The 24,240-nt window shown below is 46.5% G+C and carries 19 protein-coding genes; 5 read left to right on the top strand and 14 right to left on the bottom strand.

Annotated features, from left to right (window positions below; genetic code table 11):
• Positions 1-45: 45 nt before the first annotated feature.
• The 10 genes from H6G07_RS10415 to H6G07_RS10460 all read right to left on the bottom strand — a co-directional run bounded on the left by H6G07_RS10415 (position 46) and on the right by H6G07_RS10460 (position 11,063).
• The gene (locus H6G07_RS10415; protein WP_199312018.1) at positions 46-1,191 is read right to left on the bottom strand and encodes a glycosyltransferase family 4 protein; all 1,146 of its coding nucleotides are present in this window, start codon (positions 1,189-1,191) and stop codon (positions 46-48) included.
• Positions 1,192-1,549: 358 nt separating this feature from the next.
• The gene (locus H6G07_RS10420) at positions 1,550-2,683 is read right to left on the bottom strand and encodes a glycosyltransferase (RefSeq protein ID WP_073608341.1); all 1,134 of its coding nucleotides are present in this window, start codon (positions 2,681-2,683) and stop codon (positions 1,550-1,552) included.
• Between the two features lie 37 nt (positions 2,684-2,720).
• Positions 2,721-3,587, bottom strand: coding sequence for a glycosyltransferase family 2 protein (locus H6G07_RS10425; RefSeq protein WP_073608340.1), 867 nt, complete (start codon positions 3,585-3,587; stop codon positions 2,721-2,723).
• Positions 3,588-3,623: 36 nt separating this feature from the next.
• Complete coding sequence (locus H6G07_RS10430) at positions 3,624-4,586, bottom strand: glycosyltransferase family 2 protein (protein ID WP_073608339.1); 963 nt, start codon at positions 4,584-4,586, stop codon at positions 3,624-3,626.
• A 35-nt stretch (positions 4,587-4,621) separates the two neighbouring features.
• On the bottom strand, positions 4,622-5,524 hold the full coding sequence (locus H6G07_RS10435) for a glycosyltransferase family 2 protein (RefSeq protein ID WP_073608338.1): 903 nt from the start codon (positions 5,522-5,524) through the stop codon (positions 4,622-4,624).
• 34 nt (positions 5,525-5,558) lie between these two features.
• Complete coding sequence (locus H6G07_RS10440) at positions 5,559-6,545, bottom strand: glycosyltransferase family 2 protein (RefSeq protein WP_171973001.1); 987 nt, start codon at positions 6,543-6,545, stop codon at positions 5,559-5,561.
• 143 nt (positions 6,546-6,688) lie between these two features.
• Positions 6,689-7,558, bottom strand: coding sequence for a polysaccharide pyruvyl transferase family protein (locus H6G07_RS10445; RefSeq protein ID WP_073608336.1), 870 nt, complete (start codon positions 7,556-7,558; stop codon positions 6,689-6,691).
• Positions 7,559-7,597: 39 nt separating this feature from the next.
• Positions 7,598-9,460 carry a heterocyst formation ABC transporter subunit HepA gene (gene hepA / locus H6G07_RS10450; protein WP_073608335.1) on the bottom strand — a complete coding sequence of 621 codons (1,863 nt, stop codon included), beginning with the start codon at positions 9,458-9,460 and terminating at the stop codon, positions 7,598-7,600.
• Between the two features lie 86 nt (positions 9,461-9,546).
• Positions 9,547-10,365: a hypothetical protein gene (locus tag H6G07_RS10455; RefSeq protein WP_073608334.1), complete on the bottom strand. Its 819-nt coding sequence runs from the start codon at positions 10,363-10,365 to the stop codon at positions 9,547-9,549.
• A 356-nt stretch (positions 10,366-10,721) separates the two neighbouring features.
• Positions 10,722-11,063 carry a hypothetical protein gene (locus H6G07_RS10460; protein WP_139297020.1) on the bottom strand — a complete coding sequence of 114 codons (342 nt, stop codon included), beginning with the start codon at positions 11,061-11,063 and terminating at the stop codon, positions 10,722-10,724.
• A gap of 864 nt (positions 11,064-11,927) precedes the next feature.
• Here H6G07_RS10460 and H6G07_RS10465 point away from each other — a divergent pair.
• Positions 11,928-13,268: a right-handed parallel beta-helix repeat-containing protein gene (locus tag H6G07_RS10465; RefSeq protein WP_084173095.1), complete on the top strand. Its 1,341-nt coding sequence runs from the start codon at positions 11,928-11,930 to the stop codon at positions 13,266-13,268.
• A gap of 357 nt (positions 13,269-13,625) precedes the next feature.
• Positions 13,626-14,354 (top strand): DUF8692 domain-containing protein, encoded by a 729-nt coding sequence (locus tag H6G07_RS10470; RefSeq protein WP_139297018.1) that lies wholly within the window; start codon positions 13,626-13,628, stop codon positions 14,352-14,354.
• Between the two features lie 348 nt (positions 14,355-14,702).
• Here H6G07_RS10470 and H6G07_RS10475 read toward each other — a convergent pair whose 3' ends face one another.
• The 4 genes from H6G07_RS10475 to H6G07_RS10490 form a co-directional block, all read right to left on the bottom strand.
• Entirely contained in the window at positions 14,703-15,326 is a 624-nt protein-coding gene (locus H6G07_RS10475) for a sugar transferase (protein ID WP_338420691.1), read from the bottom strand.
• A 184-nt stretch (positions 15,327-15,510) separates the two neighbouring features.
• Complete coding sequence (gmd, locus tag H6G07_RS10480) at positions 15,511-16,590, bottom strand: GDP-mannose 4,6-dehydratase (RefSeq protein WP_073608332.1); 1,080 nt, start codon at positions 16,588-16,590, stop codon at positions 15,511-15,513.
• Between the two features lie 166 nt (positions 16,591-16,756).
• A complete protein-coding gene (locus H6G07_RS10485) occupies positions 16,757-17,185 on the bottom strand; it encodes a hypothetical protein (protein WP_073608331.1) in 429 nt (142 codons plus the stop codon).
• A 574-nt stretch (positions 17,186-17,759) separates the two neighbouring features.
• Complete coding sequence (locus H6G07_RS10490; protein ID WP_073608330.1) at positions 17,760-18,557, bottom strand: WecB/TagA/CpsF family glycosyltransferase; 798 nt, start codon at positions 18,555-18,557, stop codon at positions 17,760-17,762.
• 668 nt (positions 18,558-19,225) lie between these two features.
• Here H6G07_RS10490 and H6G07_RS10495 point away from each other — a divergent pair.
• From H6G07_RS10495 to H6G07_RS10505, 3 genes are all read left to right on the top strand, one after another.
• A complete protein-coding gene (locus H6G07_RS10495; protein WP_084173091.1) occupies positions 19,226-20,743 on the top strand; it encodes a polysaccharide biosynthesis/export family protein in 1,518 nt (505 codons plus the stop codon).
• A 96-nt stretch (positions 20,744-20,839) separates the two neighbouring features.
• Positions 20,840-23,023: a GumC family protein gene (locus tag H6G07_RS10500; RefSeq protein ID WP_084173089.1), complete on the top strand. Its 2,184-nt coding sequence runs from the start codon at positions 20,840-20,842 to the stop codon at positions 23,021-23,023.
• A 541-nt stretch (positions 23,024-23,564) separates the two neighbouring features.
• Positions 23,565-24,215: a PTPA-CTERM sorting domain-containing protein gene (locus H6G07_RS10505; protein ID WP_171973000.1), complete on the top strand. Its 651-nt coding sequence runs from the start codon at positions 23,565-23,567 to the stop codon at positions 24,213-24,215.
• Positions 24,216-24,240 lie beyond the last annotated feature (25 nt).

Genomic DNA, 24,240 nt, shown 5'->3' on the forward strand with positions numbered 1-24,240 from the left:
GCAATCTGATCAGGAATCCACAGGCATGTTTACGGTTATAAACGATTAATTCATCGTATTCACAATGATTTCAACAAAATTATCAGCAGCCTGCGCCGGAGTAAACTGTTTAATGGTTTCACCAGATTCATGACCCATCCGGATGATTTTTTCACTATCCTTTATAAAGGAGGCCATATAGCGGGATAATTCGTTGGTATCTCGAGGATCAAAAACATATCCGTTTTTGCCATGTTCGACTAGATCAGACGAGCCAGCCCACTTAGAGCACAAAATCGGTTTTGAAAACAACATTGCCTCAAGAACAACCATACCCCAAGTATCTTCAAGGGTTGGTAAAACAAAGACATCTGCTTTTTTGAAATATGCGCCTAATTTATGATAATCAATGCGCCCTAGCCACAACACATGACTGTTAAGACCATTTTTGTTGCAAAATTCTTCAAGTTCATTTTTTTGGTCGCCATTACCTATAATTACTAGTGTGAAATCCTCAATGTCATTCTCCTTAAGAGCTACGCAGGCGTTTAATAGATAGTGAATTCCTTTACGGGGTACAATTTTACCCACATAAAGAAATATCTTTTTGCCTGGATCTATCGGCAAATCTGTCGAGTCTAACTGTTTATCTAAAAACGCCTCAGCGACGGGTACTTCATAAGGTTTTTTATAAACTTTATCTGGGCTAATATTTAAAACCTCAATTAAGTAACGTTCACCTGCTTGGCTATTAGTCACTAAACCATCAGAAAATCTAGCCATTAACCTGCGGATGCCTAGCCGCAATGGTGATTTAGCGTAATCAACGTTTGGCGAACTACCCTCATAGGCAATGATAATTTTCCATCGTCCTAAAGGTTTAGCAAGAATGGCAAGAATAGTCCAAATGCCAAAAGAGTTTGAAAATATAAAATTTGGTTTGAACTCTAATAACTTGTTCACTATTCCTAACGGTAGGTAGGTAAATCCATAGCTATATCCTTCTTTTGACGATTTAATTTCAACAAACTTTCTTTGACTTAGTTCTTGAACCAGAAAAGCCTGATCCAAACCTTTTGAAAAACCAGTCCAACGCGTAGTAAACAATTTTGTTTGAGGAAATTTAATTGCTAGTTTAGCTAAAACGGGCTGCCAATAAAACCATGTAGATGGAAGTAAAAAGGCTACTTTAAAGTCTTTGATTTCGTTCATGGCTTAACAAATAAAAATCGGAAAACTACTGGCAAAACGATAAAATTAGCTAGACATAAATTGCACAAAGCGCCTTAAAATTAGCAATGTGTACAAATTATTAAAACGAGAATTTGAACGCTAATGATCTGAGTCTCCTAAGCAAGTACTGGAAACCCTCGCGCTTTCTAAACGATCCATCGCAGAAGAGAAGAAAGCCCAAATTTACTGTCGGTTGTTAAAACTAATTCAAGTGTAAGATATTGAAGTTTAGTTCAAAGTCTTAAGAAACAATTACGGTAATTTATACTTCAATCAGTCCTAGTCTGAAATAGAATCAATAAGTCAAGAGCGGAATATCTGTCTTGACAAAAAAAGTTTAAACCGACCATTGATAGTCGTGCATTGCTTTCTGAGCAATGCATTTCCATTGAAGATTTGAAGAAGCATAATTTCTGCCAGCTAATCCCATAGCTTTCCATTGGTTATTTTGTTCAAACAATTTAGATAATCCCTTGCTAATGGCAGGAACCGTTGGTTCAACGGTAACTCCACATTTGGCACTTTCTACATGAGGTGCAATACCTGCAACATTAGACACTAGTAAAACGCGAGCGCTTACCATTGCTTCTAAAGCCGACAAACCAAATCCCTCAAACCGTGATGGAAGACAAAAAATATCATATTGCTGAATTAAAGATGAAGAAGGAAGATTATAGTCAGGAGCTAAAAAGGTAACATGATCTTGAATTGATAGCGTTCTAGCTAATTTCTCCAATAAGAATTTATCTCCTTTGTCTACCCCTTGCAGGGTTAAATGGGCTGGGCTTTTAGGCAAAATTTGAGCAAATGCCTTAAGCAGTAGATCTAGCCCTTTATTGTGGGCGTCAAAACGACCTAGAAAGTAAAGCTGTGGGACGTCATTGCACTGCCAAGTTAGTGATGACTCATCCACAACGTCATTTTCAGAAAAACCATTGGGCACAGACACAACAGGAGTCCTGATATTAAGGTTTCGCAGATAAGTCTCATGTCTAGGGTCTAGAACTTGAACAGCAGACGCATTTTTTAGCAAGAGGCGCTCGCACAAAAGCCAGTAGGGCCACTTTAGATGAGCGTTCTTGCTAAAAATAGAAGGTGCATATGGATCGTGGGGAATATAAATGTAAGGAATGTGATGTCTTTTCAAAAAGCGAGATAATAAATAGATTTTGGGTTGAAAGATGCCGCTGAGAAATATGGGAGTGTTAGCATCTAAGTTTTCTGCTATAAATTTTTTTAGAGCTAAAGGCAAAAAAAGTTTTTTTTGCTTTTCGTTTTGCTTAAAGCTACGTATTACATATCCCTCAGGCATTTCATGTACATATCCAGAACTGCCTTCGCATAGGAGGGTGACGTCTACTCCGCAGGCTGCCATACCAGTGCAGAGACCATGGAGCGATTTTTTAGTACCCTCACTCATAATGTATTTAAGATCAGGCGAGAAATATCTAGTGTAAAAAAAAACTTGCATTACTGTTTAATAAAAAGTAGCTACATTTTAGTTGAGCTTACGCCCAGCCTAACCAACCCTGTACTCTTCCTTTAAGAGTTGCCCAGTGCGATTTAACTCTGTCGATCTTTCCTTGAAGTAAGGACAAAATAATTCCTGTACATGGCCGAAACCAGTTGTACAGAAGGAACCAAAAAGGTGCGTTATGCTTACGGAGTACTCGACCTCTGCCCATAGCATAGGAGTAAGTCTTGGCATGTGGTGTCTTAGGTTGAATTGCTTCTAAGGACTGGACACTCTCTAAAGCTTCAACCTTGGTGGGATGAATAACTAGAAAGGATGGATCGTAATATAATCCTGCACTCACAGCTCGTAGTAAATAGTCAATATCCTCACCAGACCCCCAGGGTGTTGAAGCCCCAACACCTAATGTTTCATCAAACGGTCCAATTGCATCTACGACAGCTCGTCGTAGAAAGATAGTGAAGGATGTTCCTCTCCGCCAAACATTAAAGGCATTAACAGTGCCAGCCACATGATCCCAGCGGCCAGATGAATCATTCCCTTGCTGGTTAACTGCGCGGCCTACAAGACCAGAAAGTTCCGGTTGTTCTTTGAAAAAATGGGCAACTTCTTCCAACAGATCAGGAGTGTAAGCGCAGTCATCGTCTGGAAAAGCAACCAGATCTCCTGATATTTGCTTTAAGGCGACATTACGGGCAAGGGAAAGACCTTCTTTAGAACGTAGATGAAGTATTGGAAAATGATTTTTATAAGGAGTTAGCAACGGCAGTAGTCGATCATCAGAATTTTGATCGACCACAATCAACTCAAAATCTCGATAGCTCTGCTGATCCAGGCTTTCTAAAAAAGTTTTAACCTGAAAAGTACGGCCCAGCGTGGCTAGTATGAGCGAAAATTTCATGGCTTAACAGGCTATGTAAAGGGCTAAAAAGGAAACTTAACTACCTTTTACAGCATTCGACTCAGCCAACTTGGCATAGCGTTTGCTGCCTAAAATCGCAAACAAAAATCCCTTAACCATCAGCTTTCTAGAGTGGGGTAAATACTGGGTCATGCCGATGAAAAATTTCCAAGCGGCCAATATTTTTCCTTTAGCCAAAGCTACTCGAAATTGACTCAACTGCACGTAGGCCAGGTGTTGGGCAGCCCAACGTTCGTAGGTCTGCACGCTCAGGCGTTGCTGAATGGTCTGGCCCCAGCGCTGCTCAAAAATTTCAAATCCCTTAAGTTTGGCAGCAGGGTTAGTACTCACCTGCAACCCTGAATGGACGTGCTTGATCAACATTGGCTGATCGACTACTACGAAACGATAGCCCGCCTGCGCTAGCCGCAGCCACAGGTCAAAGTCTTGAAAGCTGGGCAGGTTCTCGTCAAAGCCATCGACTTCAAGCAGGGCCTCACGGTGTGTGAGCACCGCTGACGAAGGCGGGCACCATCCGGCTAGCAGCCGGTCAAAGATATCGCCAGCATGGGTAGTGCCAATGAACACATCGCGCTTGGTAAGCTCATGACGCTCGTAGTAGGTACAGTAGGCGGCAGCCACCTTGGGGTCAGTAGCGCTGTCGAGCAGGGCAATCTGAAGTTCCAGCTTATTAGGCAGCCATTCGTCATCGCTGTCGAGCAGGGCAATGTATTTGCCGGCAGCAGCCTTAATGCCCTGATTGCGAGCATAACCACCGCCTCGATTTTCGCCTAGGGGCATAAAGCGCACTCGGGCATCATCAATGGCGCTGACTAGGGCTGCGGTACCGTCGGTAGAGCCATCATCAACAATAATAAGCTCCAGATTTTGATGAGTTTGTTGTAGAACACTATCAATGGTTCTAGAGAGAATATCAGCTCGGTTATAGGTTGGAATAACTACGCTAATATCAGGTGTTGAAGCAGTTAGGTTAACCATAATCTAAAGCTTTTGTGTAGGTAATACAGTTATGACTATTGAGCCAGTCGAGCTTTGAAATAAAGTTGAATCTCTTTCCAAAGGCTAAGGTAGCGAATAGAAATAAATACCATACTCAGCTTTAGACGATGATGCAGGCTAGGAACTGTTTTGTCTGCAAAAACTCGGCTAATATCCTGCATTGGGGGGCGGGTTTGCCAGGCCATGCGCTTTAAAAATCGGGTTATAGGCTCGGTTTGCTGGTGTTCTATCTTGTAGCGTCCCTCAATAACGCGCACAATTTTTTTAGAAATTTCAGGCCAAGAGTGGCGGGCAGGGTGGGCAATGCAAACGTCGTCAGCATAGATCTGTGGGTAACCTGCGGCGTAGACTCGCTGCCCCCACTCACGATCGCCACCCGATTTGAGCTGGGCGTTAAAGAGTCCAACAGCATCAAAAATGGCTTTGGAGGTAAATAGGTTAGCGGTGGCTCCGTAGTGGTCTTCGGTGATATAGCGGTGCTGCTGTAAAAAGTTGCGGCTGTCGAATAGCTCGACGGCGGTGGGACGATCGCGCTGTTTAAAGAAAAGCTCGATTTTGCCCGCTACTAGACCACAATTGGGGGTAGCCAAAAACTGGGCCACTCCAGTTTCAATCCAATCTTTGGCGGGAATGCAATCGGAGTCGGTAAAGCTGAGAATTTCGCCACGGGCTAGGGTAAGGCCGTGGTTGCGGGCAGCGTAGGAGCCTGGTTGGCTTTCATGGGTTAGAATAACCTGTTTAAATGAACTGATCAGATCGTCTAGAGGTTGGTCGGAGCTGTTGTCGATAACAATGATTTCGTACTGGTCGCGGGGATAGGTCTGGTGCTCTAGAGCATTTAGGCAGAGCACTAGGCGATCGGCATCGTTATAGACCGGGATGATAATTGAGACAAAGGGCTGAGGGCTCCGACTCATAACAACTCCAAAGAGTTAATGTTTGTGGCTCTAGTTAACCGACAGAATAATTGGATTTAGTTAGACCTTGAAATAATAGTTTTAAAATCATTTTGAGTAATAAGCTCATGTCTTTAGTCAGGGCAGAGGTACTTACTCTGATTGCCTTAAACGAAAACGACGACACATGAAGGCTTAGCCATTTCAACAAGTTCCAATTCGCCAAGAATTCTCTAGCAAAATAGAGATTGATCTGAGTTCTGATCTCTGACATTGAATCGACTTCAAACTTTGAAGACACCAAATCATAATACTTTTCGGCAGTTTCTATTCTGTTGAGTCTTCTTTTCTCAAGATTCTCAGGTGAAATTGCTTGATCTTGAAAATGCTTTCGGCGTATGGAGTGAGTCTGACTTTCGTACACAAACTTGTAGCCAGACAAAAGTAATCTTATGTATAACTCAGTATCTTCTCCAAAACGAAGAGATTCGTTAAATACTCCTGCATCTTCAATAAATTTTCGAGGTAGGACTATGCTTGAGGGCGAAAAGACAAAGCTCCCTTTGGAGAAAAGATGGTGAATTGGCGATCGGTATCTTTTTAAGTTTGGTTTTTGATCATACTCGGAGCGTCTTCCACTAACCGTATTCCATTCTATTGTTGAACTTACAGAAACTTTTTTGGGATATATTCCTTTTTTATCTCCGAATACGCTTAGCTGCGAAGAAAGATAATCTAAATCCCATAAGTCATCTGAATCCAAGAAGGCGATGAAATCACCCTTTGCTTTAGAAATACCTATATTTCTAGCCGCAGAAGGCCCTACATTTTTGTTTAAGTGCACAAAGCAAACATCAGGAAATTCAGTTCCGATAAGCTCCACAGTATTATCTGTAGAGTTATCATCTATGACAATAACCTCCTTTGAACCTTTATAGCTCTGTGCATAAACACACTCTAGAGCTTCTTTGAGAGTAGCAGCTCTGTTGTAAGTTGGAATCACTATAGATACATGAGGATCTTGTAGCATGATGTCTTTCAAGAAAGCTATTTTCATTGTCAAACGATTACTTATCTGTTTAATAGCCTGATTTCTATCGAAGATTTTTAGACAAGTAGCATATTTATTTAGCCCTTAATTTTCTTAGTTTATAATCTTTTGGAGAAATTGCTTAACTTCGGTCTTCAGTTACTAAAAATACCAGACGAAATATCTTTTCTGAGGTATTCGACTGCTTCTTCCATCTTTATAGTCAACTGCTCTACTTTTGACTCTTTGCTCAAAAATGGAGAAGGAGATTTTGTGATTTCCATAAATTGATTGATAATTGCTTTTTCAGCCATCCATTCTGTGGCAACTAAAAAACCATTCTTCTTTTCGGAAAAGCCCTGCATCAGGCGTGGTTCATAATGTAGACCTACTGACACACACCAGTCCCACCACTTGAACTCGAAAATATTTCGAGCTGTTTTAACTGGAATCCAAGGTATTCGAAGTGCATCTGCAACAATAGCTCCATGCATTGCTTCTGTAATCAATATTTCTGTTTGGCAGAGAGTATTTAGAACATCCTCTCTTTGCCATCTCGGGTCAATAAAACCAAATCCTATCTTCTGACAAATGCTCTGCCATCTATGTGCATGCTTCTCAGCTTGATCAACATGGGGCATGTATGAAAACTTATATACTTTTTCCTTATGAGGCTTAAATAATCTTCTGATTAAAATAGCTCCGTCCGTGACGGCTTTTTCTGGTTCAAGACCAAGTGCATTCGATGATAATGGCCCTCTGAGACAATAAACACTCCACTTCTCATTTATGATGGGTAGGTTTTTGAGTGGCGTTTTACCATAGCCAACTCCCGAGCCAAAAATTATGATCTTTTTTGCATTAGGTGCTCGGTCATAAATCCTGTCGTTTATTATTGTTCCGATGCCAAAAAATACTACGCTGTCATCTTCATCAAACGTATTTGGGAAAAATTGCCTCCACAACCAATCATTAAGGTCATCGCCAAAATTTCCTTCTTTCTTTTTAAAGTAATAAAGCTTCATGACTTATCCGTGAAAATATAATGTTTATAAATGGTCTGTTTAGGTGCTTTTTTCAGATGAAAATTGCATTTTATGGTACTCCCAAAGCCTTCCATTCTCATTTAGTAGAGTTTGATATCTGCCTTGCTCAACAACCCGGCCTTTCTCCATTACTACTACCTTATCGGCATTGGCAATAGTAGATAATCGGTGGGCGATAGCAATCACTGTCCTGCCCTTCGATAACTTCTCTAGGGACTCTTGAATCAGCCGCTCCGTCACCGAATCTAGCGCACTCGTCGCCTCATCTAAAATCAAAATGTCGGGGTTTCGCAGCAGCGCTCTAGCGATGGCAATGCGCTGCCGTTGCCCACCCGAAAGCCGCACGCCGCGGTCACCCAGCACGGTTTCAAATTGCTCAGGCAGCGCCAAAATGAACTCCAATGCATTGGCTTGGCGTGCCGCCTCCATAATGGCGCTATCAGTTACATCAGTAGTTCCGTAAGCAATATTGGCCCGCACCGTATCGTGAAAAATAAATGTGTCTTGGCTCACAATGGCTAGGTGCTGGCGAAACGAGTTAATTCGCAAATCGCGTAGGTCAACACCATCGACTAAAACCTTGCCTCGGTTGGGGTCATAAAACCGAGGTATGAGATCGGCCAGAGTGGTCTTGCCCGCCCCCGAAGACCCCACCAATGCCGTGGTTTCTCCTTGTTTAATAGACAAGGTAATGTCGTGCAGCACTGGCTCATCGGGCTTGTAGCCAAAATCAACCCCAACCAAATCAATTGACCGTTGCAACTTGCTAAATATAACAGTGCCATCTTGCAGATAGGGCTTGTTGTCTTCTCTCAGCAAGTCGTTAACGCTGTGCATTGCCCCCTGTAAGCTACTCAGCTTGGTTTTAGAACTGTTAAGCGACGACACAAAAGGCGTTAACCGGGTCAGCGCAAACAAAAACGTCAACACCGTCGACGCTTGCATCTGTCCACTCACAATCAAGAAATTAAACGTAATAGCCACCATCAGAATCAGTATGGTGGCCGCCGCTGCCTGCACTAAAGGATTCACCAACGCCGCAAGGCCCTCTAGATTAAGGTTAGCCTTGCGCACCTTCTCGGTTGCCTCAACGAAGCGCTGCTGCTCATACTCCTGGGTACCCGAAGCATGCACCGTGCGAATGCCGTTAATAAACGACAACAGCACCCCAGTCATTTGCTTATTGGCCTTGGGCACCTCAAAGCTAATTTCGCGTACGCGCCGGGTCATGCTGCTAATGCCTAACGACATCAACCCAAACAGCAGAATAGAGACTACTGTCAATTGCCACGATAGCAAGACCATAGCCGCTAGGTAAGCCAGCAACGTTGTGCCCTGAGTCAAAAAAGTGGTTAATACCCCAAACACCTGCTGCACATTGTTGACATCGGCCACAACGCTGCTAACCAGGTCACTGCCTCGCGTTTCGGTGTAGTAGCTCAGCTGCACTCGCTGTAACTGGTCAAAAATGCGCAGGCGCAGATTTTCGACCAGGTTAAACGTCACCGATCGCGACATGATTAGGGCCAGATAAGAAAACGCTGCTCGTCCCCAAATCAAAACCAAAATAAGCGCTGATAGGCGATAGATGCGCGCCGCTGGGGCTGCTTGGGTAGCCAGCACAGTAACATCAAACCAAGCCCAACCCGTTTGCAGCGGTGGCTCGACGGGGTTAGTTAACCCTTGCAAAAACGAGGCAATAATGCCAACAGTGCCACCTTCCGCGAAGGCACCCAGTACCGAAAATATAATCGCCGCCACAACCGTGTTGCGAAGGGGCTTTAGCTCTCGCAGCACCAAAGCGTTGTCGTTCCAAAATCCGGTAGATTTGACCGATTGTTTGAAAAGGTACTGGACTGGATTGAAAATCTTTAAGAACATAAAAGAGTAAATATTACGACGTGTCGTCTTTATCTGGATCTCGTCAAGTAAATTAAGCCGAAAAGTTACGCTAATTTTGAAAACATTTAAACACCCCAAAACTCTTTTTTAAAGGAAGTATTAACTAGCCGAAACTTTAAAGTTTCTGATATGACTTTCTTGGGACTCTTCAAAACGCCATTTTGAAGAAAAACCTTACCTAACAGTCCTGACGATTTGCTATGTGATTCTGAATGATTAATGCGATATACAGCACCAGGGAAGGATAGGGGATCTAAAGGAGTTTTTTGTTTCTCCATAAAATCTTTTATGAAAATATGACTACCCAGCATATTCTTCACATAATCATCTTGAGCGGCATCAAAACTATTTGGCAAAGACAAAAGGCCAATTTTAACGATATGTGAGGTCCCACATCTTCTCGAAAAGATAGAGCTTTTATACAATAGTTTTCCTCCATCTTCCCAAAAAAAACCTGTTGGTATATACCAACCATTTGCGCCTGAATTTTGTCTTACGAAGGAAGCTAAATTACAACTGATCAAGTCATCCCCATCCACAGTCATAATGTAATCATCATCAGTTGAATACTTTCTGACATGAAGCATTCCAGAAAGTAACCTACGCCCTTTATCAAGACGAACAGCATCACGAAAAGTTTCAATATTTTGACTTCCCTTTTCAAAAATAGGATTTGGGGGGAAATCTACATAATTAATCTGAAATTTTGGCCGTAGCTCAGGAAGATCAGATTCTTTGTTCGCAACAATTGTCGCCCTCCAGTTATCACTAATCTGTCCTGATATCGATCGCATTGTCTCTTCTAGATTTTTCTTCACTACATGCCAGTTTTTAGCATTTTCTGGATGTAAGATTGGTATTACAAAATTTAGAATTCCAGTCATATTTGCAAATCACCTTTAAACTAGTAGAATATAAGTAAAGCCTGCATTCATCTGTATTCAAGCTTTTGCTTACCCGCTAAGGGTGTAGCCTAAGTAAGGCACAATATGTATATCAAGCTGAACTTTGTTGTATTCCGCTAACACTTCATCTGATCTACGGTGTGTTTAGTCTTTAAAGATTATATTAGTTAGCCAGAATGCCCGTAGATTAGTGTAAGCAAAACATCAACCACATACATGACTGGGACTATTGATAAAGTGCAAGCTGGCTAGAGTTTTGTTTTGGCAACTTTAAAAAAAGGGCGATCGCGTATTTGTATGCGATCGCCCTTTTGCTATTCAGTTTTTGTCTGTTCCTATTCAACAGGCATTGCTAGCTTACGCTGGGGTCGCTTACGATCAAAGCGCCGCACACCACCCGCCATCTCATACTCATAACTATCGCGGCCAAACTTCACCTTCACTCCGCTCAGCATATGTTCAGACATTTCGCCAAGTGCCCGCTCATCGGCCAGTAGCTCGTTATACAGGTTATCCACACTCGATAGCAGCGCATTATACTGCTGCTGCTTAGCCCGCAAAGCGTTAATCGCTTCCCAATATAGCTCCAGCGTGTGCCCGTTACCCAAATCTAGCTTCTGCTCAATCGAGTCCATCGACGCAGCCCGTAGCTCGGCCTTTTCTAACGTTGGAGACAATCTTTTGCGTCTTGACATAATGCAGATACCCCAATGGCATAAATAAACAACAGTGTTGGTACTCGTTCCAACCTCCACACTGTAGCCAAGCACCCAAGCCATACATCACCGTGCAAATTAGGATCCCTTTAGGCTAGTTTTTGGTTAGACGCCAAAAAGATCCGAAAATTCTCTCAAGGCATTAAGCCCTTGCTAGAAAGCATTAAAGCTTTCTTTGCACGACTTCAGCCTTTCTTTAAAGCGCTTATAGCTTTCTTTGCAACCTATAAGTATTTCAAAGAAAGCCTTATAGGTTGCAAAGAAAGACTGAAGCTCTCCTTTGCAGCGTTTGAGCCATATCAAGAAAGGCTTATGGAATGCGTTGCAGGCTATAGGCCATGCAAACAACAGTTCAAACCGTCCTTTGCATCTGTTTAATCTTTTGCTGAACCATTTAGGCAACGCAAGCGCTACCCCTAATGAGAGCAACGCCTAGGTACACCTGTCCTATACTCTGCCCGATCGCTCCAAGAGCGTTCTAGAACAGGGCAAAGAGACTGAGATCTAAGACGACCATCAAAGCCCCTCTGCAATAAGGCCCCTCTAAACAGGGGGGTTAGCTTAAGTTGTTATTTTCCTTTACAAGGCTAGCCGGCCCATTCCGGATCAGTAGCCCAAAGCCTCCGTACTTTCTCTAGGGTTTGGCTGTATGTAAAGACTGCTTTAGATCTCGAGCATTGTTCCGGATTGAGGATCAGCAGATCGTTTTTTGAAGAGTGTGCTTGAGCGAGTTACTCCTAAAGGTAGCAACGTCCTTATCGCTGTGGTTTTTGCTAGCCCCAGGCTCTGCTCCGCAGACGCAGCCGTTTTTACAGAGTTCTTCTCATGACGCGATCGATAACGCGACTGGCAGCGCTGCTGCTGTGTGCAACTGTTTTGATACTAGCGATCGCTCTGGGGCAGCGGGCCAACCCTATTAACCTGAATGAGGTGGTGGCCCAAAGTGCCCCCGGCGACACGGTTAGGGTACCGTCGGGTATCTACGAGCTGTCGTCCCCACTGGTCCTCAAACCCGGTATGACACTGATGGGCGATGGCGTGGAGAGAACGGTAATCAAGGCCGCCTCGTCTTGGGCTCCTGGCCTTGATGGGCTGCCTAATCAAGACAATCCAGATGCGTACCTGCTCAAGTTAATTGACATCAACGATATCAAGGTCGCAGACTTGACGCTCACCGGCCCCACGCTGCATGGCGCTATCTATGCCGACGATGCCGACCAGCTAGAGTTGAGCCACTTGCAAATTAATAACTTTGCCTGGAGCGGGGTGCGCACCCTTGGCCTAAGTGGTCTTAAGGTGCACGACTGCCAGTTTATCGATGCCGGGGGCGAGGTAAAGTGGACGAGCGGGGCGTTATTTATGACCCATACGGAAAAATCTGAATTTTGGAATAACTTGATTCAAAAATCTGAAGGACTAGATCGCAATTTCTATGGCTTCAAGGGCCGTGGTGGCAGCAATCTACGGTTTCATCACAACGATGTGCAAGTCAATTTCTCATTAGAATACCCATTCGAGAACGATGCCAATATTGAGATTGATCACAACCGCTTTGATGGCGTGATTTCTATTCCAAAATTTGGTGGCGGCCCGGTACTTAATGAAAGGCGATCGTTTCATATTCACCATAACTGGCTCAAAAGATCTTACACCCTAGAGTGGACACGAAACTCCGCCGAGATTGACCATAATCTGTTTGATTTTGAGGTTAGTGAAGACGGTGGTAATCTAATCTCTAGCTTTGGCAATGAGCCAGCCCCAGGGCCGACCGATTTTCACGATAACCTGATCAATAATCCGGGTCGGGGCATTTTTTGGGCAAACGGCCCCTACGACCATTTTCGCTTTTACAATAATCACGTCAAGTCAAACGGCCAAAATCGTTGGGAAGGTTTCTTTGGCTTTCATCCTGCCACTGACTTTGCCACCATTGTGATTAAAGACAACATCTTTGACAACACTGCTGCCAACCCTCGTCCGCTGATGCGCAACGATGTCAGCTACCGGGCAACGGTGCAAAACAACCAGTTGATCAACGTGTCTGATGCCGATCGCTTTACCGATAATGCAACTGAAAGATTGCGCGGTCCTAAGCAGCCTCTACAGTTTACCGTAGGCGTCAACGGTACCTATCAGATAGATGCTTGGACGGCTCGAAGAGCGTAAGCGGTTGATATGCCAGCTTTCCATAATACCGGCGGCTACCCATAGGAAATTTCGAGATACTTTCCGGATAAAAGGTTAAAGCTAGGTAAAAGTAAGGTAAAGCCGTCTGTCGCCGCTAGTTGATTGACAAAACCTCCAAAATCCTTGTCATGGCGTGGGTTATGTAACGCAGCAGCAAGACCCCAAAAAACCTAGTCAGCGTTGGGTAGAACGTCATTCTACTTAACCTATCCTGAGGATTTATCAATCACTCAGCTATCGCTGTGGTGTTGGACGAGAGGCTTGTTTTAATGCGACTTAACAGCGATCGGGTGCGATCGCGGTCTTCGTTTTTTGTGCCCCTTATATGTTTTATTCATGCAAAAAACCTTAAATCGCTATGCACAGGTAAACCTTCGTCCTCACAAAATGAGCCTTTTTCTACTAGGTACCGTAGTCTTATCTGCTGGTGGACATATTCTTGTTCATCTAGTAGGTAAATTCATTGCTCTTCATCGCCCTCCGCTTTTAGGAGTATTTCGTTTCTTCCATATGGGATTTGAAGGAAATTTACCTACTTATTTTTCAGCTCTAAACTTGCTATTGGCTGCAGGGTTATGTGGACTTATTTCTTTTCATGAATCGACAACGAAGAAGAATTTATTCTTTCATTGGCTGGGAATGTGTGGCCTTCTACTATTTATGAGCTTTGACGAGGCATCTGGAATTCACGACAGGATTGTAGGTCCAATATCTATATATTTTATGGGTCGAGGAGAAGGTATTATGTATTATAGGTGGTATCTCTTTTTCATCCCAATTGTGTTTGCAGTAAGCTTAATCTACATTCCCTTTTTGAAACGACTTCCTTTATTCTTTTCGTCGCGGTTTATTTTGGCAGGATTCGTCTTTTTAAGTGGCTCAATCGGCATGGAAATGGTAGAAAGTATTTTAACTTCACAAGGGCATAGTGTAGGTGTTAGTATTTTACTAGAAGAAACGCTAGAGATGTTAGCGGTGGTAATACTCATACACACGCTGCTGCTCTATATCGCTAAAGCTAATTACACACTCAAGCTACAAGTGTCTGGCAATCCGCATCGCTAAGCCCATCTACTTACTTAAGCAAAATCTAACAAAAGTCCTACTTCAAAGCGCATTCTCAATCTAGGCGTTATTAACTTAACGCCTAGATTTTTACATGGGCATACGTGGTTACTGTCCAGCGTATTAATTTGGTTTTGGGTTAGACAGGAAGCAGCGTTCGTGGAGAATCTTCAGAGGAGAAACCAATGCTAGTTGAAACTTATGAGGCACACTAATACTTTACTTAGCTTAGTTAAGCTATCTGCCCCCTTAAATACCTCAATCTTAAAGAAGTCTAAACCTTCAATTACCCTGAAGTCTAAAGGTGGCTGAGGAAAATTATACCTGCCTTAATCAACGTTTTAATCGCTAAAAAGCTCCTCGGCTAAGCACTACAGCACCAAGAGTTTGTACAATCAACTGCACATCGTGTCCCAAAGACCACTGAGTTTGGTAGTCAATATCCATCTTGACGATCGCTTCAAAATCTTTAATGTGCGATCGCCCCTGCGCCTGCCACTTGCCTGTTAGCCCTGGCTTAACGTTGAGTCGCTGCCAGTGATGCGGCTTGTACTGCTGCACCTCACCCAGGGTCGGCGGGCGAGTGCCCACCAAACTCATATCGCCCCGCAGCACATTCCAGAACTGAGGAAATTCGTCTAGACTAGTGCGGCGCAAGAACTTTCCCACTCGAGTAACGCGAGGGTCGTTCTCATTCTTAAAGATTAGACCCTGGGCCTGGTTCTCTACCAAATGTTTAAGCTCGTCGGCATTAGCCACCATCGATCGAAACTTCCAAATTCGGAAGGGTCGCCCTTGGTACCCACAGCGCAGCTGGCTAAAAAAGATCGGGCCAGGGTTGTCGAGCTGAATGGCAACGGCAATGGGAACCAGCAAGAACAGAGTGATTAAAACTCCTAGCAAACCGCCAACCACATCTAAGCATCGCTTTAAGACAGAGTTAACCGATGGATGCGTGGGTGCCAACTGCACAGTATCTGGAATAACAAGAATTTCGTTCAGGGTTGCTTGGTATGCCTTAGGAGCGAAAAAGAACTGAAACATAGGTCTACCAAAGGGTTGAACAACACGTACGGCGGGCTCCAAAGGGTTACGTGGCTCTGCACCTGTTGTCTGGTCAGTGGGGCTTTGCTTGAGCGAAACCCCACTAAAAGTTCTACCCGACTGTTACGCCCCCAGCGGCCCGTAGGGTGGCTCGGTCTAGCACGCTGGTAGCCGCACTGCCGTTGAGCGTCACCAAGCCCAGCGCTTGCAGATCGGCTTCGACCATCAGGTGCACCAGTTCCTCAAACGTAACCGAGGGTTCCCAGCCCAGTTTGGTCTTAGCCTTGGTGGGGTCACCAATTAGCAGTTCTACTTCGGCAGGGCGCAGATAGCGCTCATCAAAGGCCACATAGTCTTGCCAATCCAGGTTGACGCGACCAAAGGCAATGTCTAAGAACTCGCGCACCGAATAGGTTTCGCCCGTGGCCACCACATAGTCGTCGGGCTCATCTTGTTGCAGCATGAGCCACATGGCTTTGACGTAGTCTTTGGCGTAGCCCCAGTCGCGCTTAGCATCGAGGTTGCCCATATAGATTTTGCTCTGCTGCCCAGCGACAATGCGGGCCACCGCGCGAGTGATTTTGCGAGTGACAAAGGTTTCTCCACGGCGGGGTGACTCGTGGTTAAACAAAATGCCGTTGCAGGCAAACATGCCGTACGACTCGCGATAGTTAATGGTTTGCCAGTGAGCATAGACCTTGGCACAGGCGTAGGGGCTACGAGGATAGAACGGGGTGGTTTCGCTCTGGGGCACATGCTGCACTTTGCCGTACATTTCAGACGACCCCGCCTGGTAGTAGCGCACCTCAATGCCAGTGCGCTGGCGATAGTCCCGAATAGCTTCGAGCAGGCGTAGAGTGCCCATGCCCACCGCATCCACGGTGTATTCAGGCGAGTCAAAACTCACTCGCACGTGGGACTGAGCTCCCAGGTTATAGATTTCGATGGGCTGCACCTCTTCAAGAATACGGCGCAGGGTAGTGCCATCGGTGAGGTCGCCGTAATGCAAAAACAGCCGGGCCGAATCGCTGTGGGGGTCTTCGTAGAGGTGATCAATGCGATCGGTATTAATAGTAGAGGTGCGGCGAATAATGCCGTGAACTTCGTAGCCTTTTTCTAATAGCAGTTCGCTTAGGTAAGAGCCATCTTGACCGGTAATGCCGGTAACAAGAGCTTTTTTGGGATTAGTCATAGGGTTTGGATAATGAATGAACAACAATAGTGACGATTAGGAAAGGCGAGGAAGATAGGGGAGATGAGAAAATAGGGAAAGTAAGAAAGGTTGAGGTTGAGGTTGAGGCTCGTTAGCTAACCATCTCCTCATCGCCTCATTCCCCTCATTTCCTCACCCTCATCCGTCATCCCATCCGGTAAAAATCCTTCACGCCACCGTATGTGGTCTGCCGTGCCTGTCGACGAGTAAACTCGCCCACGGTGGGGTTGCCCGTGGGTAAAATTACTCCAGCGGCCTGCATCCATAGCGCCGCCGGTGCTGTACAAAGGGTGTACTGGTTGGCTCCGGTCTTGCGCACGTGATACCACTGGGTGGCTTGACAGCGGTCGCACCAAAAGGCCTCTAGCCATTCTCCTGTTATAGGAACCGTGCCCAAGCCAGCGACCAGGGTAAGGGCCACCCGGCGGCTGAGCCCAGTCTGTTGCAAATGCTCAGGCTTAGTGGCAAAGAGAGGATATTTTTGGCTAACGCTGTCGAGGTAGCCGCCATGGATAGAACAAAAAATGCTCCGTCGTTTAGACCGGTTACGATTGCGCGATCGGGGCTGAGTCATAATCTCTTAAGGTAGATACGGCTATACACTCAGTTTCTAGCGACGGCAAGAAAATCAGGAAGAATCTTAAAATCAGTCTGGAATTCCCATAGTTTTTGCACTTTTTCTCCAATATGCAAAGGCCATCCACCCCATCTCTTTTGTGGAAATGGGGTGAGCAGTTTAGGGGTATTAGTACGGCTATATAGGATTCGTAAAGCAGTGCTACAAACTGCAGAACTCTCACCCTGCGGGAAACCACAAACCTTTTTGAGGAGATTTTTGAGTCATTTCAGTGCCCCTATTTCTAGGGAGAGCTGGGAAACAGCAGGTAGTTAAAGTTACGACAGATCAATTCTCGAACAGTCTCAAAGGGGAAGTGCTTGAGAAGGCTTTCACAGGTAACCCAATTCTGAAAAATCGTTATTATTCCTATGCTCGTGTGCCTCACTAACATAGTTCTTAGCTCCCCTTTGTCAGGGGATAAAAAGTGACATTTGACAGCAATAACCGGGCATCTAGACTGTTTAGTAGTGTGCCTATCGACTACATAAATACTGCGTTTCAGCATTTAAAGCAGACTTAGAGTGCTGCTCTAGAACGCCCTCAGCATGCGATTTATCCGGCGGTGCAATCGGGTAACGACCACCTGTTTGATCGAGAGATATACAAAAGGTGGAATGGTTTTAAAGTACCGCTGCCACAGACGACCCGGCTCTTGGGTGAGCCGATAGAGCCACTCTAATCCCGAGTCCTGTACCCAGGCGGGAGCATGCTTTTTTATACCGGCATAGATAGGAAATACTCCACCAATACCCACCATCGCCGCTTTAATTTTAGAGCGGTGTTGGTACATCCAAATTTCTTGCTTGGGGCAGCCCAAGGCAACAAACACAATTCCGGCCTGGCTAGCGTTGATGTCTTTTACAACCTGGGCATCTTCTTCGGCAGTCAAAGGCCGAAAGGGCAGCGGATCCATGCCTGCAATGGTTAGATCTGGATACTCTTTTTGAAGGCGCTGCCGCATTTTGCCGAGGGTCAACTCATCGGTGCCTAGGAAATAAACCGGTAAACCCGATGCTGACGCCCGTTCGCACACTGCGCGCAGAATATACATGCCTGCGACGCGATCGTGAGTACTCTTGCGCAGCAGATTTAAAGTCCACACTAGGGGCATACCGTCTGGAGTAAGCAGATCGGCTTGGCTTAACACCTTAGCAAAGGTCTCGTTCCACCGCGCTTCCATCAGCATGTGTACATTGGCTACACAAACTACTCGGCTCAGCCGCTGTTGGCCCCAGTGCATGATTAGATCAATTTGCTCTGCAAAAGGGTTGGCTGCAACCGAAAATCCAATTACGGATTCGTTGATGAGATTCTTGGAGATTGACATGATCCTAAGGAGCTTAAAGGACAATCAGTGGTAGACGCCCCGATAGGATTTGTCAGTTAAAAACTACTGGTTTACATCTGTTGTACACAGTCCGTAGCTAGCTAAGCTATGGACCCGTCAAAACACTTGAGACGCGCACCGTCTAAAAAAGTTCATCGTTTAAGAAAAAATACTGCCTAACTACTACATTTGGTTTGCTCAAAATGCAGCGCCAAGCTTAACTAGACCACTCCAAAGCAATTATAAAGATGCGGGTTTTGAGGAATATTCCTCCTAACCCGCTCCAACGGTTCTATCTGGGCTAGGTTGCTTATAAAAGTTTCCCGCCCATACTTTCCGTTGATGATCGTGACTACTAATGCTAACCCTGGATTTTGTTGACTGACTTTTGCTTAGACCATGGCTGGAGGGGGTGGCCTGAGACCTTGACTTGGCGATGCACCGCTCAACATTAGCATGTACATAACTTAATGTGACACACTTTTGCTTGGCCAGTGAAAATACGTACTCCCCTTTAGCCTATCTTAGCGGCTCTTACTCATTTACAAAAATTCTGTAAAGGGTTCAGTAAAACTACGGCCCGAGACCAAAACCTTTCGGATTCATGACAAGACCTACGGATATTGAATAGACGCAGGGCTTACTTTACCTGAAAAGGGAGTCTACTCATGTCTAGTTTAGTTATATCTAAGGCGCTGCTAAAGCAGCGCTTGGGCTTAGCCCTCACAGCAGGCCTGCTGCTCATGGGCATTGATGGCCTATACCCCAGCGTTGCCCCAGCCCAACGAATGCCGGGTGGCAGCACGACCGCGGTGCCTTTAGTCGAGGCTCAAAAACCTCCAACAACGACTGCTGCACCTCGGCTGTCACCGCAGGTGTTCAACGAACCTTACACGTTGGGAGCTGGCGATCGCGTGCAGCTTACCCTTTTTCAGCTGCCCCAGTACAGCGGCGATTTTGAAGTGCAGGCCGATGGCACCCTGACTCTGCCGGTTGTGGGCGATGTCAACGTACAGGGCCTCACCCTAAACACCGCTACCGAACGGATTACGGCCCGCTACAACCAGTTTTTGCGCCGTCCAGGGGTAACGCTCAATCTGCTCACTCGCCGTCCGCTGGTGGTGGGGGTCGCCGGAGAAATTAACCGGCCTGGGTCTTATACCCTAAGCATCAACGGCACAGCCTTTCCCACGATTACTCAGTTGTTGACTCAGGCAGGGGGTGTCACCGGCAGCGCCAACGTCCGCGAGGTGCAGGTGCGGCGGCTGCGCAACGGCCAGACTCAACTATTTGCTGTCAATCTGTGGGATTTGGTCAGCGGCGGCGACTTGGGTCAAGACATTACGCTGCGCGATGGCGACAGCATTTTTATTCCCTCTACTCTAGTGCCCCTCGAAGAGGCTCAATTGTTGGCCGAGGCAGCGATAGCGCCGACCAACACCTCACCCATCAACATTGCGGTGGTGGGCGAAGTCTTTCGCCCTGGCCCCTATACCCTTAGAGGTGGCAGCACTCGCACTGGTGATGCCGGCCTGCCCGGCGGTGAAGGTGGTAGCTCGGCTCGGCCTCCCAAAATTACTGATGCCATTCAACTTGCTGGGGGCATTAAGCCCATGGCCAACATTCGCCAAGTGCAGGTGCGGCGTCTGACCCGCACCAGTGGTGAGCAAGTCTTTACCGTAGACCTATGGAGCCTGCTAGAGGCGGGCGCCACCCAGCAAAACGCGCTGCTTCAGGAAGGCGATACGGTGTTTATTCCCACCGCAACGACAGCATTAGGGCCAGCGGAGTCTTCGAGTCTCGCCGCCGCCAGTTTTGCGCCCGACACCATTCGAATCAATGTCGTAGGTGAAGTTCGTAACGCCGGATTGGTTGAGGTGCCCCCCAACACGCCCCTCAACCAGGGGATTTTGGCGGCTGGTGGTTTCAACACTCGCGCTAGAGAAACCACTGTGGGGCTGGTGCGTCTTAATCCAGATGGCACAGTTACCCAGCGAGAGATCAACATCGACTTTGCCCAGGGCATCAGCGATGCTGACAATCCAGCGCTGCAAAACAACGACATCATTATTGTCGGTCGCTCGGGCCTAGCCAGTTTTTCAGACACGTTGGGCGGCATAGCCAATCCCCTCGCCAATTTCCTGAATATTTTGTCTGCACCCTTCCGCATCTTCAATTTGTTTTGATCAAGACATAGGAACGTGGCTTGCTACTAAAGCACACATTTTGTGATTGGAGCACCTCTTTACCGCCCACAACCACACTTAATTTAGGAATCAGGGATGAAAGCTCACACTCTCCAACCTTCGCCCACACTACCCATGGCTGCGGGGGCCGACTCTGGCTCAGAAGGCGGGCTAGATCTGGGCAGCCTGCTATCTACCCTCAGGCGCAGACTGCTCTTAATTGCTGGCATAACCGCTGCTTTGGCTGGGGCTGCGGGACTACGGGCCTACCTCAGCCCGCCCTCTTACTCTGCCACCTTTGAAATTTTAATTCAGCCTCAGAGCGCTGAAACTGAGGTGATCTCTTCGCTGTCTGAGGTGCCTGTGAATCAGCAGGAGACGGAACTAACCCTGGGTGACCAAACCAGAATCTTAACCAGCCCTGGGGTGCTGAAGCCAGTAGTGGACGATCTGCGCGCTAAGGGGCTAGAGGGCTGTGTGCCTCCGGCCCAAGCCGCATCAACCGGTACATCTGAAGAAGAGTTAAATAGAACTTGTTATAGCCAAGTTAAAAGTCGACTAGGTCTGCAACTAACGAAGGAATCAAGAATTGTTCGGGCAACATACCGGGGGGCATCGTCTCAAGATGTCGAGTATGTGGCCAATTTAATTGCCCGAACGTTTCTAGACTACGGGCTGGCTTCACGCCAGCGCGACCTACAGCAGGGGCTTAAATTCTTAGAGGACAAAATACCCGATGCCGGCAAAAGGGTAGATGAGCTTCAGGGCAACCTGCAAAGTTTGCGCCAGGGCTCTAATTTAATCACCCCCGAGGCTGAAGGCAGCAAGCTATCTGGCCAAATTGCTGACTTTGAAAATGAGTATCGGGCCGTACTGATTGAGTTAGAAGAAAACCTGACCCGTTACGAAGAACTAGAACGCCAGCTGAGCGATCGCCCTCAGGACGTTTCGGTGTCATCAGTGCTCAGCAGCAACAGCCGCTATCAAACTCTAGTTGAGCAACTACTGACTTTAGATAGCCAGATTGCTCAGGCTTCTACAATTTTTCGCAGCACCAGCGACGATATGCAGGTGCTGCAAGAGCAGCGCCAAAATCTGCTGGCCCTCATGGCTCGCGAAGGGGCCAACGCCCAACAAGAGCTAATGGGCCAAATTGAAGTCCTGGCGGCAAGAGAGGCGGCCCTCTCGTCGACGCTGGCCAACCTCAACGTAGATGTAGGCCAGCTAGCTGGGGTTACCCGCGAGTTTACTGATCTAGAGCGAGAGTTGACTATTGCTAACACCAACTTGAGCCAGCTGCTAGAGCGCCGCGAAACTTTACAGATTGAGGCAGCTCAGCGCGAGCTGCCCTGGGAGCTGATCACCCCTGCGACGGTGGCCACCGATGTTGCTAATTTGTCAAACAACTTGGTGCTGGGGGGGCTACTCGGGCTGCTGCTCGGAGTTGGTTTGGCCCTCGCCCTCGATTCTCAAAAAGATGTACTCTACACCGCCCGCGATCTCAAACGAGTTACACCAGTACCGATTTTGGGGTTGATTCCCCACAACGGTGCGGTCGAACGGGGTTATGACGAGCAGCATTTGCTGTCGCTGTATCAGGTAATCGATGAGATGTTGAATGGCCAAGGGCCTAAAAAGGGAGATTTGCCCATTGAAGATCTCTACGCCTATCGCGAGGCGTTTCGATCGCTGGTGGCTAACCTGCAGCGGCTCGATGCCGATCGCCCGCTCAGATCGCTGGTGATTAGCTCTGCCGACAACCAGCTAGCTGACTCAACCACCGCCGCTTATTTGGCCTGGGCCGCTGCTGAGCTAGGCAATCGAGTACTGCTGATCGATGCCGATTTTCGCTTTCCACACCTGCACAACTTTTTAGAGTTACCTAATCAGCAGGGCTTTGCCAACATTCTGGCCGGTGAGCTGGATCTAAAGAATGTGATTAAGCGATCGCCCACCGAACCCAATCTGTTTGTACTAACCACAGGCACTACAGAGATTGATCCGGCTCGGCTCTTGTCGTCATCTAAGATGACCCAATTTGTGGCCAAAACTGAGTCTTATTTCGACTTAATTATCTACGACTCGCCACCGTTTTCTGAGTACGCCGACGCCGCCTTACTTTCGGCAGAAACCAGTGGATTGGTGCTCGTATCTCATCTAGGCACTGTTAAGTCGATTCAACTTGAGCAAGCGCTAGAGAAACTCTGGATCGCTAAAATTCCTTTGGTTGGCTTAATTGCCAAAGAAGCTGTCTCTAAACTATCACTGCTACCCGTTTAATCTGTAAAGAGCCCAAACGTAAATGGGTTTACGTAGCTGCCGAGCGACCGAGTTGCAATGTTTCCAAATAAAGGCAAGCTTTACACATTTTGTTGATTCCTTAAAGAAAGGCGACTTAGAATTGTAAATTAGAGCAAATTCTGCCTGTGCAGTTTACTCTAGAAGGGTGGCATGAAATGCATCTTTCAACGCAGACATCATAGAATCTACCAAACTCTATACAGTGGATAACATCTCAAGCTTCAGGCATAAATCTACCTAAGGTGCAGCTACCACAGCAGATCGAGAGTTGCAAACGGTTTCTGTCTGGTCTGACCATTTTAAGGCCACTACTGAAGCTTAACAGAAACCCCAAAGTACAAGGCAACAACGTTCCACTGCACTGCATCTCCCAACCAATCAGCTTATAGTCTGCCCCCTCGGATCAGGGATTTCTAATACTTTAGGGCACAGCTAAGAACACGAATTTCTCATCTACCGCAGCTACATTGCCCAAAGTTAGTTTGAACTAAATCTCTATATTTGGATGAGGATTGAAGCCATGAAAACACTTTCCAAGCTTAGCCTAGCTGTTGCGGGTGCAGCGGCAATGGGTTCAATTGCAACTGTATTTAATGCAGATGAAGCCTACGCAGCCAGTCTATATGGCAGCATCTCCTTCAGCAACTCCCTGTCGGGAGTTAATCCAGGCGTTAACCCTGGCACCGACACCTTTAACCTTGGGGCACCAAATTTGGGAACAACGACCGGCGATTTTGCCGGGGTAACCATTACCTCGCTGATCTCGTCCTTCACGATTGACCGCGTAGACCCCTTTGACAATGACCCTTCTGGTGACGGAATTACCCAAGGGCTGTACAGCTTTGCGGAAATTTCTGATTTCTTTACATTGAGCAACGGCTTTACCTTTGCTTTAGATGCAGGACAATTAGTCAGAACCCGATTCCAAAATAGGAACTTTGTATCCATTGGTGGTTTGGCTCCCCTAAGCGGCCGGTTTATTGATTCCAGCGGCGAAGTCGCTGGCTTTGGTAGCCTTTCGTTTACCGGTGTACCGAACGGCTCGGGTACTTACGGAGTGAGCATCACAACCGAGGAAATTCCAACCCCATTCCTGCTGCCTGGCCTGCTTGGAATGGGAGTAGCTGCGCTACGGCGTAAGCAAGAGGAGTCGACAGAAGGAGACACCTAAGCCACAGACACGATACGCTATCAGT

The organism is Phormidium tenue FACHB-1052 (assembly GCF_014696675.1).
In the GTDB taxonomy this organism is placed as follows: domain Bacteria; phylum Cyanobacteriota; class Cyanobacteriia; order Phormidesmidales; family Phormidesmidaceae; genus Nodosilinea; species Nodosilinea tenuis_A.

What these genes read in the sequence shown, in the direction of transcription:
- H6G07_RS10500 (WP_084173089.1), top strand. Translation starts at nt 20,840, where the DNA reads ATGAAAGCTCACACTCTCCAACCTTCGCCCACACTACCCATGGCTGCG.
- H6G07_RS10470 (WP_139297018.1), top strand. Translation starts at nt 13,626, where the DNA reads ATGCAAAAAACCTTAAATCGCTATGCACAGGTAAACCTTCGTCCTCAC.
- H6G07_RS10465 (WP_084173095.1), top strand. Translation starts at nt 11,928, where the DNA reads ATGACGCGATCGATAACGCGACTGGCAGCGCTGCTGCTGTGTGCAACT.
- gmd (WP_073608332.1), bottom strand. Translation starts at nt 16,590, where the DNA reads ATGACTAATCCCAAAAAAGCTCTTGTTACCGGCATTACCGGTCAAGAT.
- H6G07_RS10490 (WP_073608330.1), bottom strand. Translation starts at nt 18,557, where the DNA reads ATGTCAATCTCCAAGAATCTCATCAACGAATCCGTAATTGGATTTTCG.
- H6G07_RS10495 (WP_084173091.1), top strand. Translation starts at nt 19,226, where the DNA reads ATGTCTAGTTTAGTTATATCTAAGGCGCTGCTAAAGCAGCGCTTGGGC.
- H6G07_RS10430 (WP_073608339.1), bottom strand. Translation starts at nt 4,586, where the DNA reads ATGGTTAACCTAACTGCTTCAACACCTGATATTAGCGTAGTTATTCCA.
- H6G07_RS10485 (WP_073608331.1), bottom strand. Translation starts at nt 17,185, where the DNA reads ATGACTCAGCCCCGATCGCGCAATCGTAACCGGTCTAAACGACGGAGC.
- H6G07_RS10420 (WP_073608341.1), bottom strand. Translation starts at nt 2,683, where the DNA reads ATGCAAGTTTTTTTTTACACTAGATATTTCTCGCCTGATCTTAAATAC.
- H6G07_RS10425 (WP_073608340.1), bottom strand. Translation starts at nt 3,587, where the DNA reads ATGAAATTTTCGCTCATACTAGCCACGCTGGGCCGTACTTTTCAGGTT.
- H6G07_RS10505 (WP_171973000.1), top strand. Translation starts at nt 23,565, where the DNA reads ATGAAAACACTTTCCAAGCTTAGCCTAGCTGTTGCGGGTGCAGCGGCA.
- hepA (WP_073608335.1), bottom strand. Translation starts at nt 9,460, where the DNA reads ATGTTCTTAAAGATTTTCAATCCAGTCCAGTACCTTTTCAAACAATCG.
- H6G07_RS10415 (WP_199312018.1), bottom strand. Translation starts at nt 1,191, where the DNA reads ATGAACGAAATCAAAGACTTTAAAGTAGCCTTTTTACTTCCATCTACA.
- H6G07_RS10435 (WP_073608338.1), bottom strand. Translation starts at nt 5,524, where the DNA reads ATGAGTCGGAGCCCTCAGCCCTTTGTCTCAATTATCATCCCGGTCTAT.
- H6G07_RS10445 (WP_073608336.1), bottom strand. Translation starts at nt 7,558, where the DNA reads ATGAAGCTTTATTACTTTAAAAAGAAAGAAGGAAATTTTGGCGATGAC.
- H6G07_RS10455 (WP_073608334.1), bottom strand. Translation starts at nt 10,365, where the DNA reads ATGACTGGAATTCTAAATTTTGTAATACCAATCTTACATCCAGAAAAT.